Source organism: Vibrio gazogenes, assembly GCF_002196515.1.
Taxonomy (GTDB): domain Bacteria; phylum Pseudomonadota; class Gammaproteobacteria; order Enterobacterales; family Vibrionaceae; genus Vibrio; species Vibrio gazogenes_A.
In genome coordinates this window covers 337919-354722 of record NZ_CP018836.1, presented here as the reverse complement: position 1 = coordinate 354722, position 16804 = coordinate 337919, and the positions used below count along the sequence as shown (strand labels likewise).

Genomic DNA, 16804 nt, shown 5'->3' with positions numbered 1-16804 from the left:
GAAGCGAAGTAGGAAAAAGATATGACTCATAAAAAAGTTCTTCTGGCTGGGCAACAAAATGCGGGTAAATCGACAATATTTAACATGCTTACCGGCGCAAAGCAGCACGTTGCCAATTACCCCGGTGTTACTGTAGATAAAAAAGCGGGCTATTTTTCTCATGAGAATGAAAAATATCAACTTATAGATTTACCAGGGACGTATAGCTTAACGAGCTTCTCTCTTGAGGAGCGTGTCGCAAGAAAAGCTCTGTTAGAAGAGAAAGCCGACGTTGTATTGAATGTAATGGACGCTTCAAACATTCAGCGATCCTTGCACTTAACGCTGCAATTAATCGAGCTAGAGCAGCCATTAGTACTGGTACTCAATATGATGGATGTCGCTGCGGCAGAGAAAGTAAAAATAGACCAAGATGCACTATCTAACGCGCTGGATATTCCCGTGATTTCTTGTGTGGGCCGTGTCAATCAGGGAACCAAGTCAATAAAATCGGTGCTGGGACAAGCGAAGAAAACAAATTATTCCGTCTCATATCCTAAAATCGAATCGACGCTAGATTCCATCGGCCAATTTATAGAACAACTATCGCTATCGGAATTACCATCTTTACGTTGGGCAGCTCTAAAGTTGTTGGAAAAAGATAGTGAAGTCCTGAACCTTTTGGCAAACAACACCGATAGCACTTCATTTGAGATCTTTAAAAACGATCTTGACGCTAAACTGGTTGATTTATCAGAAGAACTTGCAATGACCGTTAGTGATTATATCGTTGCTCAAAGACAAAAAGCCGTAAAACAGCTCATTGATGCATCGGTAATATTTGAGAGCCATTCTGCCAAGCCATCGATGAGCCAAAGAATTGATCGAGTCGTTCTGAACAAGATTGGGGCTCCGTTATTCTTAGTTGCAACCGTTTTTATCATTTATCAATGTTCCATTGTCTACGGCTATGAACTGACCAACTACTGGTGGCCCTATCTGGCTTCACTGCGAGAAATCATAGCGGGTATTCTGCCAGATGCGGGCTTCCTTTATGACCCTTATGTTCGCGCTTTAGGTTTATGGATGGTGGACTCAGCCAATACGCTTTTAAACTATATCCCTATCTTTATCATTCTGTTTGCGTTAATCGCCATTCTTGAAGACTCTGGATACATGGCACGTATTGCCTTCATTTCTGACCGGGTTCTGCATAAGTTTGGCCTTCACGGGCAAAGTACTTTACCGATGATTTTGGCGGGTGTATTCGCTGGAGGCTGTGCGGTTCCTGGCGTTATGGCGACGAAGGGAATTCCGGATAACAGAGCAAGGTTAGCAACCATCCTGACGGTTCCATACATGAACTGTTTAGCGAAAATTCCGCTCTATACTCTGTTACTGGGCATCTTCTTTGTAGAAGACAAAGCGCTCATGACGCTTTATATCTCGACCATCAGTATTATTAGTGCTTTATTGGTTGCGAAATTGCTAACCAAAACTGTTCTACGAAAAACAGAAACCGCCCCCTTTGTCATGGAACTACCACGTTATAATTTACCCACCGCACGTAGTGTGGTGACCCGTTCCATAGAAAGAACTTGGATTTACGTAAAAAAGGTGGGAACTATCGTTCTGGCTGTTTCAACTATTATTTTCGTATTACTTCAGTTCCCTGGGGTACCAGACGGTGAAAAACAAGCTTTTCATGATGCTGCTAATCAAGCGATACAAAAATTTGAGCGTAGCATCGCTAAGACCGATTACGCAGAATCTATAAATGAAGAAAACCTACCCTCTCTCGTGAATTACTACACTGACTTCAAACGTGCAAAACTTAACGCTTCTGGGGCGGAAGAGTCTAAACGTGTCAATGTGGACTTTGAAAAACGTAATCCTGATTTCTACGTGCTAATCGCACCACCAAAAGGTGATAAAGGCGCAAAAGTTGTATCACGTGCATTACGAAAACTGACATCCGAACGCAAAAAAATACGCCGAGAGATGAAAGAGAGACGTCTTGAAGCATCACTTTTAGGGAGTTTTGGGCGCTCAATAGAACCAGTCACCCAGTTTGCAGGCTTTGATTGGAAAATTAACGTTGCGCTATTTTCTTCTTTCGCAGCTCGCGAAAGCAGTGTCGCCACACTGGGTGTGCTTTTTCAGCAAGATGAGGATAGCAACGAAAAATTAGAGCAAAGAATGGAAAGTGCCGATGGCTTAAGTCAGCATGGTGAAATCACAGCAGTTGCACTTATCCTTTTCTTTATACTTTACCCGCCATGCCTTGCGACAGTTATGATGATTAAAGTACAAACCGGTGAATATAAATGGATGTTGTTATCCATTGTATTGCCAACAACTCTCGGTTTTGCCGTCGCTAGTACAGTCTTTACGATAGGTACGGTGTTTAATCTATCAGGTATTCAAGCGATGACTGCTGCATACTTTACTGGATTATTCTTATTGCTATTACTCGGCTTTAAAGACCATTTAATACGCAAACGCTTACCTGATGAGATAAAAATCAAGAATATTTAGGAGCACATGTCATGGTTGAACAGTCATATAGTTTTTGGGATATTGCGATACTGGGCTTATGTATTGCAGGTGCTGCGTATTACCTCTACGTAAGAATTTTTAAGAAAAAAGGCAAATGTGGCGGTGGATGTGATGGTTCATGTAAATGAGGCGTTTCATTTTGAAATGATTAGGGAGATTGAACAAGAGAGAAAGAAAAGCTTGGAGCGGGCAGCGGGAATCGAACCCGCATCATCAGCTTGGAAGGCTGAGGTAATAGCCATTATACGATGCCCGCATATCGGCTTGAGGTCGATAAGATGCCACAACTAGAAAAAAAGAAAAGCGCTTTTTGTCTAAATACCGTCTGTTTGTACACTTCATCAGCAAATCAATATCAATCGCTTACCAAATAACCATAAAAATAGTGATTTTAATCGATAGCACTGGTCAGACCGCAAAAGTTTCCGCTCCCCGCTCTTTTGACTACACTAACACTGAGTACCATAGTGATAAACACCATCATCGATAGTAGGAGGTGCAATATGAACATTCGCGATCGTATTGAATCACTTGAGCAGCAGATCTATGTTGCTTGCTCCGAAGGTGATTACCAAACCATCAATCATCTGGAACAACAATTAGAACATTTACAGGGTATTGTCGATCATTCAATGAATGACGAAGGCCCATATGCACTGGAAGGCAAAGACTTCTTGGATGAAGACTGGCGTTAATGGCAAAGGGATCGACTTTGATAAACATATGCCCAAATAGCCTAATGCTATTTGGGCATATTGATGTACGTCTGTCAGGATAATGCCACAGACTTGATCTGCGCCCATACGGACATACCCGTCGAGAGCCCTAATTCAGAGGCTGACCTCAACGTAATTTGTGCCAGCAACCGATGGTGACTGGACAATGCCAATACCACAACCACCTGCCCTTGCTGCTCTTTACGATGGTCAATATCCATAATCACAGCCGGCAGTCGATTCAGCATAGTGGTTTGCTCCGGCTCATACAGCGCAATACTGACATCAGAAGCCAGCACTCGGCAGCGGTACAATTGACCTTTCTCTCCAATGTGCCCGGGCGCCCAAATTGTGACACCGTCACTATTCAGCTGTGTGATCCGATCCGAATGATGGTCAACCACGCGTGTATCAAAAATACTCCCCAACTCCTCACCAAATATATCCTGATGACAAGGGTCGGACATCACAACCTCTGCCTGATCACTGACAACAACCCGTCCGTTTTGAAACAACACGACATGATCGGCTAAACGAGCCAGCTCTCGAACCGAATGTGTTACATAAATCACCGGAATGGACAGCTCCTGATGAATTTTTTCCAAATACGGTAGAATCTCGGATTTGAGTTTGACATCCAGTGCCGATAACGGCTCATCCATCAATAACAATTTGGGACAAGTCAGCAATGCGCGCGCAATCGCAATTCGTTGTTTCTCTCCCCCGGAGAGTTGATGAACCGAACGATCCAACAGATGACTCACACCGATAAAACGACAAATACTGTCCACGGAGATCCGCCGTTTACTGGCTGGGATCCGTCGATAACCGTATTCCAGATTCTGCTGAACAGATAAATGGGGAAATAATCCGGCTTCCTGAAAAACATAGCCAATATCACGCCGATGTGTCGGAAGAAAGATCCCTTGCTCAGAACACTGCCAAACCTCATCACCGACCTGTAGTCTCCCTTGCGCTGGATTCACTAACCCGGCAATCGCTCGCAGACACGTCGTTTTTCCAGAACCGGAGGGGCCGAATAACACTGTGATACCAGAGGCGGGTAATGTTAAATCAACCGCTAAAGAGAAATCAGGATAAGTAATGGCAAATGCCGCATGAATAGAACTCAAAGACTCACCTCTCCGAATAACGATAGCGATGATTCAACCAATACATCACTAACAAAGCGATAAAAGAGAAGCCAACCAAACTGCCGGCAAGTAAATGCGCTTTACCGAATTCAAGCGCTTCAACGTAGTTGTAGATTTCAACCGACATCACCCGAGTTTTGCCCGGGATATTGCCACCAATCATCAAGACAACCCCGAACTCGCCCAGTGAATGACAAAATCCCATAATGGCCGCCGAGAAAATCCCCGGCCAGGCCAACGGTAAAATCACAGAACGGAAACGATCCCACGGAGAAGCTCTGAGTGTTGCCGCGACTTCAATCGGTAATTGTCCTATCGCAAGAAATGCATTTTTCAAAGGTTGTAGGACAAATGGAAAAGAATGGATGGTACAAGCAATCGCAATCCCAGTAAAAGAAAAGGGTAATTGTCCAAGGTGGAGTTGTTGCAATAGCTGACCAATCATGCCTTGAGGCGAAAAAAGAAGTAACAGATAAAACCCCAGCACCGTCGGTGGTAATACCATCGGCAAAGAGCAAACCGCCTCAACGACGCCTTTATAGCGGCATTTAGAAACACATAACCACCATGCAACCGGGATTCCAAGCACCAACAAACTAAAAGTGACGACCCCGGCTAATTTTAAGGTTGTCAGCACAACGACGCTGTCAATTTCCATCCATTTACCTTTATTTCACTTTACCGATATCCATAACTCTGGATGATACGCTGTGCGCTGTCCGTCTTCAGGTAATGCAGAAATGCCTGCGCAGCCTCATTGGTCTTTCCGGCAGGTAGCACCACCGCATCTTGCCGGATTTGAGCATAATCTTCACGCGGGACCTCCCAGTAAGAACCGGATTGATAATGATCATTCTGATAAACCTGAGATTTCGCCACAAATCCCAGCGCTGCATTGCCGGTGACAACAAACTGGAATGTGGGATTTAGTCCCTTACCTTGGACAATTTTATCCTGAATTTTCGTATATAGTCCCATTTTTTCAAGAACCTGCTGCGCAGCAAGACCATACGGAGCTAATTGGGGGTTTGCCATCGCGAGATGGGTATACTTCCCGCTCAGTAAGAGATCTTTCACTGCAATCTTTGGCTGTGCTGACCACAAAACGAGCGTCCCTCGCGCATACGTAAATTGATCACTCGCCTGCCGAGCCTGAACCAATTTGGTCGGGCGGGCTGTATCCGCTGCAAAAAACAGATCAAACGGAGCGCCCTGCGTAATTTGAACATATAACTGCCCGGTCGCCCCGGTTGAAATTTCGATATGATGAGGAAACTGTGATTCAAAATCCTGACTCAGCGCTTTCATTGGCCGATAAAAGTTATTCGCAACCGCAAATAAAGCGTTGGCTGACCAACAAGACGCACTCAATAATAATCCACTCATCAATACGATGAAACGAACTTTCATACTTATATCCTTAATCGACAGGTGACGATGATTCAACCTATTGAATATTCATCAATCGAATCAGAATATACCCAAGTCGCCCTAAGATGAAGTTTTATACCCAAGTAACCTCAAGATGCAGGATTCAGAGTGTCTTCAATCGGTGTCATTCAAGGAAAATGTCGGCAGGAATCATAATCTCTGGTATGAGCCAAAAGGATGGATTGAAAAATCTGAGAAGAATAGAGGAAGAAATAAGAAAAGCCCCTCGGGCTCAAACCGCATCTGATATATCTAAGCCTTCGACACGCTTGCCATATTTGACATCATACATAGATTTATCCGCATGAGAGAGTAATCCTTGTTTATTGGATGCATCATCCGGAAAACAACTCATCCCGATACTGACACCAATAGAAATTTGTACGTCGTTCACCGAAAGTGGTTGAGATATCTCTTCTGACAAGCGCTTGATTCGGGTCTCGATACAATCGGTATTTTCCAGAAAATCCAAACAAATCACAAACTCATCGCCACCAATACGTCCGGCAAAATCAGAGATTTCGATATGATGATGAATTCGTTCACCAATGCTGCGGATTAATTCATCACCAATTTCATGTCCGTAATTATCATTTATCTGTTTGAATTTATCCAAATCTAAAAACAAGACCACGACTTTCGCTCCAGAGCGATTTGCTTTGATTAAAGCTCGCTCCAGACGCTCCTCAAAAGCACGGCGATTCAACAATCCGGTCAGATAATCATGTTCAGACAGAAAGAGCAGACGCTCTTTTTGCGCTTTTAACTCTTCAGTTTGTCGATGAACTTCCGTTTGCAAATCATCCCGGGACACCATTGTCTTTCTCAGTGCGCTTTTCATCTGGTGAAATAATCCCGCCAGTGACACAAACTCTGAGTCTAGATGGCTTGTCTCGATCTGACTGCTCAATTTACCTTGCGCTAATTCATGAAAACCATGTTTCAAAGCCTTGAAGCCATATTGGAAGTGCCGATAAATTTGCAAAGCGAAGATCCAGACAAACGCAGAAAAGATCAATAGATTCGCGGCTGTCAGTAACAGCGTAATCTGTTGATTTTCACGACTTTGATTTAATGTTTTTCTTTGCAAGTCGAGTAAGTTTTCCGTCATATTCTGCACCAGCATGTTATACCGGGCATGTAGTAAATCCCGACCAGACATTTTTCCATCTCTTGTCATAGCCGTCTGGCCAAACGCTATCTCTTGAGCAATCAAGACCGATAAATTCTCATTCATCCGGATCATATTTTTGGTATAGCGGTCGGAATGAGCAAACTGCTCTAATTCTTCCGATAGTTTTTTCTGTGCCATAGAAACCTGTTTCAACATATCGGTGTCTTCATACTGCAAGAATCCCCACAGCTGACTCCGCAACGAATCAATACTCAACTGAATCTGCATAATGGACTCTAAATTATTCCGAGTCTGGGCTTGCTCTTGGGCTAAACTCCAGAGCGAAAAAATAATCAACCCAAACAACAGTAAGGTCGTGATCAATAGCAACAGTAGTTTTCGAGATATTGAACGGATCATGGTAAAACGCCCTGCTGATCTTGTAACCGTTCTAACATTTCTGACGCAAGCATCTTGCGGTAATCCGGCAACGGACCATTGACGATACCGCTATCAATAGCCCAACGTGCCTGCAACTGCAAATTAGACAACAATGCATTCCCTAACGAAAGCCGGAAAACATAGTCCTTCCAAGAACTTTCCAACTGAATTTTCTTGACAGAAAGTACCTTGCTAACGATGCTCCGGGACGATTCGGGATGTTGGTGAATCCAATCAATCGTATCTGCCAGTGCTTGTAACAAACGTTGATGGGTTTCTTGTTTTTGAATATAGGACGTGCGCATCATTAACAGATTGAATGAGAGTTGATATACACCAGTCACACTTAAATCAACCAGAGGTGTCACTGATTGTGAGGTCGCCTGATAACCATACGGCTCCCACACAGATATCGCCTCAACCTGTCCTGCAAACAACGCCGGGTTTAGCGCTTGTGGCTTTAAGTAAACTTTCTTAACTTGATCATGGCTGAGGTTATTAACCAATAGCAATGCATCCAGATAAAACTCAGAAGCACTCGCTTTCACCACCCCCACAGTTTTACCAATCAAGTCACTCATTTGACGAATACCAGTACGTTGCAATGACAACAGTTTCACGTCATGGTCCGACTCAACAAAACTACTCAGAACCATAAAATCTTTACGCTTAAAGCTTTCAAACATCACCACGGACTCAGAAGACGTAGCATAATCTACTGTTCCGGAAAAGAGTTCATGAATACAGGCAACGCCGCCATAACAAGGAACCAACGCGACATCTAATCCATATTTGGCGAATATCCCTAACTGCTTTGCAACCAGTAATGGCGAAGACAATGGCGTCTGAGAAACAGCAATGAGAATATGATCTTTCGACTCAGGGATCATCACAGACGGTTGTTTATGCACCCAAAATAAAAATATAGAAAAGCCAACTGCCAGTATCATCAGCAATCCAACCCATCTGAGAAAAGTAAAACGAATGCTCATCTATCCATTATCCATATGACTCCACATCTGTATGAAGGCCTAGAACCAAATGATTATACTATCAATAACCAATCCAGTTACCCTGGCTTAACCTGAAACTGAGACATGAGATAACGTAAATCAGATGCCTGCACCGATAGATCTTCACTGGCTTGTTTTGTTTCATCCGTACTCATCAACACAGATTGTCCGGAATCTCTGATATGAACCATGCTACGACTGATCTGCTCTGCCGCAACCGACTGTTGTTCACTCGCCGTCGCAATCTGAACATTCGCCTCGTTCAATTCGATAAGTGCCTGATCAATCAGATTCATTTGTTGCCTGATATCCTGAATCAATACTGAAGACTGACCAATTTGCTCACTACTGACCTGAATTGCACCGACTGCCGAGTCAGTGTTGCTCACCAATGATTCAATTAATGAGTCAATCTCTTGAGTCGCTTCCTGACTGCGGGCAGCCAACACTCGGACCTCATCGGCAACAACAGCAAAACCCCGCCCTTGTTCACCGGCTCTCGCGGCTTCAATCGACGCATTCAAAGCCAATAAATTAGTCTGTTCAGCAATGGCATTCACGACAGACACAAAATCCTGAATCTTTGTTGTGCCGGATTGTAAATTAGTGATCAAAGCCTGTGAGTTTGCCGCACTTTCAACCAAATTCTCCGCAAGATGACTGGTTTCTTCAATCATCCTGCACCCATCTTTCACATAGGCTTCCGCTCGCTGACTGGATGAGGAAGCACCTTCGGCATTGGCTGCTACTTGCGTAATTGTCGCAGCCATTTCAGTCATGGCACTTGCCACCTGTTCGGTATTCTGCTGCTGCTCATCGACCGATTGTCGGTTACCACTGGCAACAGTCGCCAACTCAACCACCGAGGTCGCAATCGAATCGCTACTATTCATCACTGATGACACAATATTGCCCAATGCATTCGACATCATCTGCATCGCGCTTAATAAGCGCCCGACTTCATCACGACGATCCACCTGAACATCAAGAGCAAAGTTGCCTTGAGCCATCTGCTCAGCAACCGTACAAGCATAAGACAAGGAATGAACTAATTGACGACTGATAAATAAACCTATCAGTAAGCCAATCGACAATGAGATCGCCACTAATAAAACCATCCCCCATATAGCCTGTTGCTCTTCGAGCTCGGTTTGCATCAGCGATGATTCAGTGAGCTTTTCAACTTCGGCTAAAAGAGCGCTAAGCTCATGGTTCTGAGCTGTTTGCTGCGCTTCCAGTTGCTGCGCTTGTTCAGATAATGTTTGACTCGTTTTACGCTCCGCAACCGCTTGGAGGATCTCTACAGCAGACTCTTCATAGCGCTGGTGGTGGGCAATCACAGCATTTAAGTGCTGCAATAGTCGTTGCTCTTTCTCAAGCATTCCCCCCTGATGCTCTTGCAACATCTCTTTCAGATTTGACTGTGCTTGCAGAATTTCCTGATCAAACGTCTGCGAAACAAGGCCAAAGTTCTGTTGTAGGCGGTGTAACTCTTCTGCATCAACATCTATCGTAAACTTCGCAGCTCGCAGTGCTTTCTCAACAATTAATGCACTTTGTAACTGTTTTACAGTGGCATCGCTGACGAGTTGAATCAGAGGGATATGTTCGTGGGCAATTCCTTTCACCTCTTCAGCCACTCGATTCATCTTAAACAGACTAAAAGAGGAAAGAATAATGGTCAGTATGAGCATTGTCCCAACAAGAAAGACCATCTTGACAGTAATAGACTGATTCTTTATCCATTGCATCATAAAATCCGGCCAACTGTAGTTTTATACTCATGAGCCATGACATATTCATATACACGCTATACAACCACGTCAAAACTCACATATTTAATTTAAGTGTATAGGGCTATTGCGTAATTGCTCAGATTTTTTTGGCCATAGAGCATAAAACAGGCTGGCATCTCTACTTAAAGCCTGAAAAAACAATCCGTAATATCACTCAAAAATATAAAAATGGTCTTATAAGAACGATTTTGCTTCCGGGCGCTTTATCCGAGAGAAATTCAATCACGGCAGTCAAGTTACGCATATATCAAACATCATCAAATTAAATAGATATGATTTTATCAACCCGAAGCCCCAGTCCGCGTAAGACCATATCGACAACAAATTGCGTGGCGTCGTCAAACTCTTGATCATTGAGCGGACGCTTCTTAATCAGGGTTATTTCTGTATCACAATCGGCATAAAATTGTGTCGTTCCCCAAATCATAAATAACAGATACAACGGTTCAATTGGGCGAATTAAACCACGTTCAATCCAAATTTGGATAATCGTGGCCGTTTTTTCCGTCCACTTCACCATCGGTAGTTGCATGGCGTTCTGGATGTGTTGTGCACCATTGATCAACTCCAGCGCAAAAATTTTTGACTCCTTCGGATGGGTGCGGCTGTAACGCATTTTCCCTTGGATATAACGTTCAATCACTTCATCTGGCGGTTGCTCTAGAGCAGCTTCAGAGAACCCTTGATTCCATAGATTGAGAATATCTTCCAACACGGCCAAATACAGACCCTTTTTGGAACGAAAGTAATAAAGAATATTCGCCTTCGGCAAATGAACCCGATCAGCAATAGCCTGAACTGATGTGCCTTTATAACCATGTTTGACAAATTCATCCGCAGCAGCCTGAAGAATCAGCGCTTCATTGCGCTGACGAATCGCACCAGTCGGAGCTTTACGCGACGACATTTGTTTCATATGAAGCAGCGTCCCTTATTGAGGTATTGATTGAGTTGGACCGTTATTCCTGATTCTCGTCATGGCTGTCAAGTTTTTCCCGCCATTACGTCGTTACGAGAAGTTACAAGGACAGACACCGTTACCAAGACAGAAATCATTACAGGGACAGACACTTTTCTCTTTCAGCGATTCCAACCGAAAACACTATCTACATATTATTCACCATATTGATAATAAAGTCATTAATAACTGAACAGTTGGTCAGCTTTTTGCATTACGCCTGCTGATATGTTGAAGGGAATACATTGAATATGACAAAAATACCACTCTTGGAACTCTGGAATGTCAGTAAGTTTTTTCCGGGGGTTGTGGCCAATGATCAGGTAAATCTGAAGCTGCACGCAGGCGAAATTTTAGCTTTATTAGGTGAAAATGGTGCAGGCAAATCAACTCTGGTCAAAATGATATATGGTGTCACACGTCCCAGCGAAGGCGCGATTTTATGGGATAATCATGAAGTTGAAATTCATTCTCCCAATCAAGCCAGAACGATGGGAATCGGCATGGTTTTCCAACACTTCTCTGTGTTTGAAACGCTGACAGTATTGGAAAATATCGAGCTAGGTCTGGACCGGGAATTTCTCCTTAAAATTAATAATTTGAAACAGAAAGTGCTGGAAATCAGTCAACGTTACGATCTACAAGTTGATCCGGATCGCTATGTCCATCATCTTAGTATCGGTGAACGTCAGCGATTGGAGATATTACGCTGCCTCATTCAGGATATTCGCTTACTCATTCTTGATGAACCCACATCCGTGCTGACTCCTCAGGAAGTCGCCGGATTATTTCGTGTACTACGTAAGTTGGCCAGTGAAGGCTGTAGTATTTTATTTATCAGCCACAAACTCAAAGAAGTCACGGCCCTATGTGATCGAGCGGTGATCCTTCGTGGTGGCAAAGTCACCGGGGCGTGTATTCCGGCGCAAGAAACCCCAAATTCAATTGCCCGAATGATGGTCGGTAGCGAAGCTGAACTCTCAGAAAGCTATCCAAAATCGTTGGGGGGACAGACACTGTTACAGACCAATAAACTGACGTTATCACCAACCCATCCGTTTGGCTGTGGCCTGACGGATGTCAACCTGTCGATGCACAGTGGCGAGATTCTCGGTATTGCCGGTGTGGCAGGAAATGGTCAGGAAGATTTATTAGAAGCGTTAAGCGGAGAAGATCACCGCACACCGAAAGAGAGCATTTTCTTTCATGGTCAGCCTGTCGGACATTTAGATGCAGGTGCCAGACGCACCCTCGGCATGGCATATGTACCGACTAACCGTTTAGGCCAAGGCGCGGTACCGGATATGACGCTGGAAGAGAATACCCTACTGACACATACCGCTGAACTGACCCGTTTCGGCTTTATTCAGCAAAAAATGATGCAAGCCCTCGCCCGCAAGTTGATCCGAGACAATCAGGTGAAGTGCCGTAATGAACAAGCTCAGGCCAAGAGTCTCTCCGGAGGGAACCTACAAAAATTCATTATCGGCCGTGAAGTCCATCAACAACCCAGCATTTTGATTTGCGCCCACCCGACATGGGGCGTTGATATCGGTGCTGCCAGTGCCATTCATCGTCAATTGATCGCTTTAAGAGATGCTGGTGCGGCCATTATTGTCATCTCAGAAGATATCGATGAACTGTTCGTCATTAGTGATCGTCTTGCGGCCATTTATGAAGGACAAGTGTCTCCAATCGTCAAAACCGGTGAAACCAATATTGAACAAATCGGACAATGGATTGCTGGCGGTTTTTTAAAGGATGAGGAGCCTGTCAATGCTTAAAGTTCAACCCCGCGTCGAAAGTTCACGCATGATGGCGTGGTTTTCGCCGCTCATTGCGATTTCACTGACATTACTGCTTTCCAGCCTGATGTTATTCTGGCTGCATGTCAGCCCGGTTAAAGCTTTCAACGTCTTTTTACTCCAACCTTTCAGTGACAGCTACAACCTTGGTGAGCTGATGGTGAAAGCCACGCCTTTACTACTCTGTGCCGTTGGTCTGGCTGTCTGCTATCGGGCAAATATCTGGAATATTGGTGCAGAAGGACAACTGCTAATCGGTGCTGTCGCCAGTAGTGCTGTCGCGGTTCATGCCAGTGAAGATGCGGGTGTGGCCACGTTAGGGCTCGTCTTACTGGCTGGCATGATCGCGGGCATGTGTTGGTCTGCAATCCCCACATTACTCAACCGTCTGTTTCATACCAATATTATTCTGACCACGATTATGCTCAACTATATTGGTCTGTATGTTCTGCTTTGGGCTGTTCATGGTCCACTGAGCGACCCCGATGGTTTTGGCTTCCCTGAATCAATCATCTTCCCTGACGGTGTCATGCTACCACTCTTGTTTGACAGCGGACGCGCATCGGTCAGTATTATTGCTGCCATTGTGATTGCCATCATCACCGCAATCCTTCTGTTCAAAACATTACCGGGATTTAAGATCCGTGTCTTTGGTGAGGATGCCTCCGCTGCGCAATATGCCGGATTTAACCGGAATAAAATTGTCTGGGGCGTCATGCTATTTGCCGGTGCATTAGCCGGATTCGCGGGTGCTGCTGAAGTGACCGGTCCGATTGGGCAGCTGATCCCTTCCGTCTCTCCCGGATATGGCTATGCTGCGATTATTGTCGCCTATCTGGGCAGACTCAATCCGATCGGAATTATTGTGTCATCTTTCTTTATGGGCGCTTTATACATGGGGAGCGATCTCGCCCAGATCGAGTTGGGTCTGCCGACCGCAGTCACCGGTCTCTTTCAAGGGATTCTGCTGTTTTCACTGCTCGCATGTGATTTCCTGATCCATTACCAAATCAAAGTCCGCAGAAAAAGATCTACCGTCACAACGACCGCTTCTGCAATCACACCCGCTCTCGCGCTCTCAAATGAGACGGTTCCCTCTCAAACCAGCCACCAGAAAAATGATAACGGAGCGGCTTAATGGACATACTTTTTATCCAACAAATATTAATTGCGGCTTTAAAAACAGGCACCCCATTACTGCTCATTGCGCTGGGGGAGTTAGTCTGTGAAAAATCAGGCGTACTGAATCTCGGCCAAGAAGGCATGATGCTCATGGGGGCAATGGCTGGATTTGCCGGTGCCTATTTCACTGGTAGCCTCGGTTTGGGATTACTCATTGCAATGTTTGCCGGCACCATGATGGCCCTGTTATTTGCCATACTGACTCAGACCCTGAATACCAATCAGGTCGCCACCGGCTTAGCCCTGACGATTTTCGGGACCGGTCTGAGCGCATTTCTCGGCAGTCAATTGGTGGGGAATACGATTGAAGGATTTCAGGAGATTGCCATTCCCGGCCTCAGCCAGCTCCCCTTTATCGGCCCGATCCTGTTTCAGCACGATTTATTGGTCTATCTCAGCTTTCTGATTGTTGGTCTGACTTGGTGGATCATGCATAGAACGCGCTTAGGGCTGACCATTCGTGCCGTGGGAGAGAATCCACATGCAGCGAATGCGCTGGGGATCCATGTCATTCGGCTTCGCTATGGTGTCATTGCATTTGGCGGGGCAATGGCCGGACTTGCCGGCGCTTATATGTCGTTAGCTTACACCCCGATGTGGATGGAAAATATGACCGCAGGCCGAGGATGGATCGCGCTTGCGCTGGTCGTCTTTGCATCTTGGCGAATTGGTTATCTGATGCTCGGCGCCTACTTATTTGGATGCAGCTCGATCATGCATTTAGTGATGCAGGGATTAGGCATTGATATTTCGCCCAATTTATTAGCAATGATTCCCTATCTGGCGACTGTGATTGTGATGGTCTTGATCAGTTCTGATGCATTGCGTCAAAAATTAGCGACACCAATGAGTCTGGGAAAACCATTTGATCCCAAATTACATGGATAACTCAGTTTTCCATCGCTCAATTTGTCCATAAATCAGTTCATTACCACATGGGATCCGCCAGCAAATCACCCATAATGGGGCAGCACTTGCACCATTATGGGTATTTTTAGCTCAGATTGACCACGATTCATTCAGCTGTCAATACGCTGCGAACTCATTTGCAGCGGTTCAATCGATAATCAAACGAAGTGACACCATACAAAAATTTGATTTTGTCAAAATACAGCCATGTGGTCAGCTTTTTGCAAGTCAGTCTTTTCTCAACGGTTTGGTAAAATCGTGTTTGATAAATACAGACCCTCACCGTAAATGTTTATGCCTAGGGGCTGTTGACCTTTCGTGGTTGAATTTTGTTCAATCTGAACGGGTATTGATCGCGGCGCGGGGCATGCCGCTTAGCTATCCTAAGCAAATGACCCGTAACAAAGAGCAAGACACGTTCAGATGAACCCTCTGGGCAGCATTTGTCGTGCATTTATCCAGCGTTAGGTCATGGTTCATGTAGAGCGCTACACTTCACATGACCTGCCTTGACTAAATGCACGACAAATTGCTGCAAAAACCATCACGAAAGGTCAACAGCCCCTAATTAATAATCACAATAATCAATAAAATGATGAAATGGAGTTTTTCATGAAAATGAATCAGTGGTTGTCCGTCGCGGCTTTGTCGCTGTCAGCGTTGTTTTCCACTTCTACCCTTGCCAAAGCCCCCCTTAAAGTCGGATTCGTTTATGTCGGACCCGTTGGTGATCATGGCTGGAGTTATGAACACGATCAGGCTCGCCAGGAAATGGAAGCTCACTTCGGTGGTCAGGTCAAAACAACATTCGTTGAGAATGTGTCTGAAGGTGCTGACGCAGGGCGCGTGATTACTCAATTGGCAAAAGCCGGCAATGACATTATTTTCACCACCTCTTTTGGATTTATGAATCCGACGCTCAAAGTTGCCAAACGTTTTCCTAAAGTTGTATTCGAACACGCCACAGGTTATAAGCGCAGCAAAAATGTTGGCACTTATGCTTTGCGCACTTATGAAAGTCGTTATGTTTCTGGCGTCGCCGCAGGGATGACAACCAAATCAAATGTCATTGGCTATATTGCGACCTTCCCGATCCCAGAAGTGATTCGAGATATCAATGCGGTTTATCTCGGAGCAAAAAGCGTCAATCCGGACGTAAAAATTAAAATTGTCTGGGTCAATACTTGGTACGATCCCGGCAAAGAATCTGATGCAGCAAATGCATTGATCGATCAAGGTGTGGATGTTCTGTTGCAACATACGGATAGCCCTGCGCCACTGATTGCCGCAGAGAAACGTGGAGTGATGGGGATTGGACAATCATCAGATATGCAACACTTCGCGCCCAAGTCACATATGTTCTCAGTGAGAGATTACTGGGCACCTTATTACATTAAAACCGTTCAGGAAGTCATGGATGGCACTTGGAAGTCTACCGATTACTGGGGAGGACTCAAAGATGATGTCATTCATATCACCTCTATCAATCCGGCTTTGCCTACCAATGTCAAGACAGCCATTCAAGACACTCAGGACAAAATCAAATCTGGGGCGATTGTTCCGTTTGCTGGTCCGTTAAAAGACAATCAGGGCCATCTGAAAGTTGCAGCCGGTAGCACAGTATCAGATAAAGAATTGGTCGGTATGCATTGGTTCGTCGAGGGCATTGACGCCAGCATTCCCAAATAATTACAAACTCACTTCGTTCTACATACACCACGAAGTGAGTTTTTTCTTCGACATAACT

General features: G+C 44.9%; 15 protein-coding genes and 1 tRNA gene. 8 read left to right on the top strand and 8 right to left on the bottom strand.

Annotation, left to right across the window (positions count from 1 at the left end; all coding sequences use genetic code 11):
* Window positions 1-21: 21 nt before the first annotated feature.
* Both feoB and BSQ33_RS17205 read left to right on the top strand, forming a co-directional pair.
* Entirely contained in the window at window positions 22-2517 is a 2496-nt protein-coding gene (gene feoB, locus BSQ33_RS17210) for a ferrous iron transport protein B (RefSeq protein WP_088134772.1), read from the top strand.
* A gap of 11 nt (window positions 2518-2528) precedes the next feature.
* On the top strand, window positions 2529-2666 hold the full coding sequence (locus BSQ33_RS17205) for a FeoB-associated Cys-rich membrane protein (RefSeq protein WP_021019262.1): 138 nt from the start codon (window positions 2529-2531) through the stop codon (window positions 2664-2666).
* A 53-nt stretch (window positions 2667-2719) separates the two neighbouring features.
* Here BSQ33_RS17205 and BSQ33_RS17200 read toward each other — a convergent pair.
* Window positions 2720-2794, bottom strand: a tRNA-Gly gene (locus BSQ33_RS17200).
* Between the two features lie 247 nt (window positions 2795-3041).
* Here BSQ33_RS17200 and BSQ33_RS17195 point away from each other — a divergent pair.
* Window positions 3042-3233: a hypothetical protein gene (locus tag BSQ33_RS17195; RefSeq protein ID WP_021019261.1), complete on the top strand. Its 192-nt coding sequence runs from the start codon at window positions 3042-3044 to the stop codon at window positions 3231-3233.
* 74 nt (window positions 3234-3307) lie between these two features.
* Here the strand turns inward: BSQ33_RS17195 and modC are convergent, their stop codons facing one another.
* The 7 genes from modC to BSQ33_RS17160 all read right to left on the bottom strand — a co-directional run bounded on the left by modC (window position 3308) and on the right by BSQ33_RS17160 (window position 11119).
* On the bottom strand, window positions 3308-4387 hold the full coding sequence (gene modC / locus BSQ33_RS17190; protein WP_088134771.1) for a molybdenum ABC transporter ATP-binding protein: 1080 nt from the start codon (window positions 4385-4387) through the stop codon (window positions 3308-3310).
* 4 nt (window positions 4388-4391) lie between these two features.
* Complete coding sequence (gene modB, locus BSQ33_RS17185) at window positions 4392-5066, bottom strand: molybdate ABC transporter permease subunit (protein ID WP_021019259.1); 675 nt, start codon at window positions 5064-5066, stop codon at window positions 4392-4394.
* A gap of 20 nt (window positions 5067-5086) precedes the next feature.
* Window positions 5087-5818 (bottom strand): molybdate ABC transporter substrate-binding protein, encoded by a 732-nt coding sequence (gene modA, locus BSQ33_RS17180; RefSeq protein ID WP_088134770.1) that lies wholly within the window; start codon window positions 5816-5818, stop codon window positions 5087-5089.
* Between the two features lie 253 nt (window positions 5819-6071).
* The gene (locus tag BSQ33_RS17175; RefSeq protein WP_088134769.1) at window positions 6072-7373 is read right to left on the bottom strand and encodes a GGDEF domain-containing protein; all 1302 of its coding nucleotides are present in this window, start codon (window positions 7371-7373) and stop codon (window positions 6072-6074) included.
* Window positions 7370-8386, bottom strand: coding sequence for an ABC transporter substrate-binding protein (locus BSQ33_RS17170; RefSeq protein ID WP_088134768.1), 1017 nt, complete (start codon window positions 8384-8386; stop codon window positions 7370-7372). Before BSQ33_RS17170 ends, BSQ33_RS17175 begins: the two co-directional genes overlap by 4 nt.
* Window positions 8387-8463: 77 nt before the next feature.
* On the bottom strand, window positions 8464-10161 hold the full coding sequence (locus BSQ33_RS17165) for a methyl-accepting chemotaxis protein (RefSeq protein ID WP_088134767.1): 1698 nt from the start codon (window positions 10159-10161) through the stop codon (window positions 8464-8466).
* Between the two features lie 304 nt (window positions 10162-10465).
* Window positions 10466-11119: a TetR/AcrR family transcriptional regulator gene (locus tag BSQ33_RS17160; protein WP_088134766.1), complete on the bottom strand. Its 654-nt coding sequence runs from the start codon at window positions 11117-11119 to the stop codon at window positions 10466-10468.
* A gap of 61 nt (window positions 11120-11180) precedes the next feature.
* Here BSQ33_RS17160 and BSQ33_RS21650 point away from each other — a divergent pair, with 61 nt between their 5' ends.
* From BSQ33_RS21650 to BSQ33_RS17140, 5 genes are all read left to right on the top strand, one after another.
* Window positions 11181-11354 (top strand): hypothetical protein, encoded by a 174-nt coding sequence (locus tag BSQ33_RS21650; RefSeq protein WP_157721425.1) that lies wholly within the window; start codon window positions 11181-11183, stop codon window positions 11352-11354.
* A gap of 58 nt (window positions 11355-11412) precedes the next feature.
* The gene (locus tag BSQ33_RS17155) at window positions 11413-12945 is read left to right on the top strand and encodes an ABC transporter ATP-binding protein (protein ID WP_088134765.1); all 1533 of its coding nucleotides are present in this window, start codon (window positions 11413-11415) and stop codon (window positions 12943-12945) included.
* Entirely contained in the window at window positions 12938-14104 is a 1167-nt protein-coding gene (locus BSQ33_RS17150; RefSeq protein WP_021019252.1) for an ABC transporter permease, read from the top strand. The genes BSQ33_RS17155 and BSQ33_RS17150 overlap by 8 nt, the downstream gene beginning before the upstream one ends.
* Window positions 14104-15036: an ABC transporter permease gene (locus BSQ33_RS17145; RefSeq protein ID WP_021019251.1), complete on the top strand. Its 933-nt coding sequence runs from the start codon at window positions 14104-14106 to the stop codon at window positions 15034-15036. The genes BSQ33_RS17150 and BSQ33_RS17145 overlap by 1 nt, the downstream gene beginning before the upstream one ends.
* Window positions 15037-15669: 633 nt before the next feature.
* Entirely contained in the window at window positions 15670-16746 is a 1077-nt protein-coding gene (locus tag BSQ33_RS17140; protein WP_088134764.1) for a BMP family ABC transporter substrate-binding protein, read from the top strand.
* Window positions 16747-16804 lie beyond the last annotated feature (58 nt).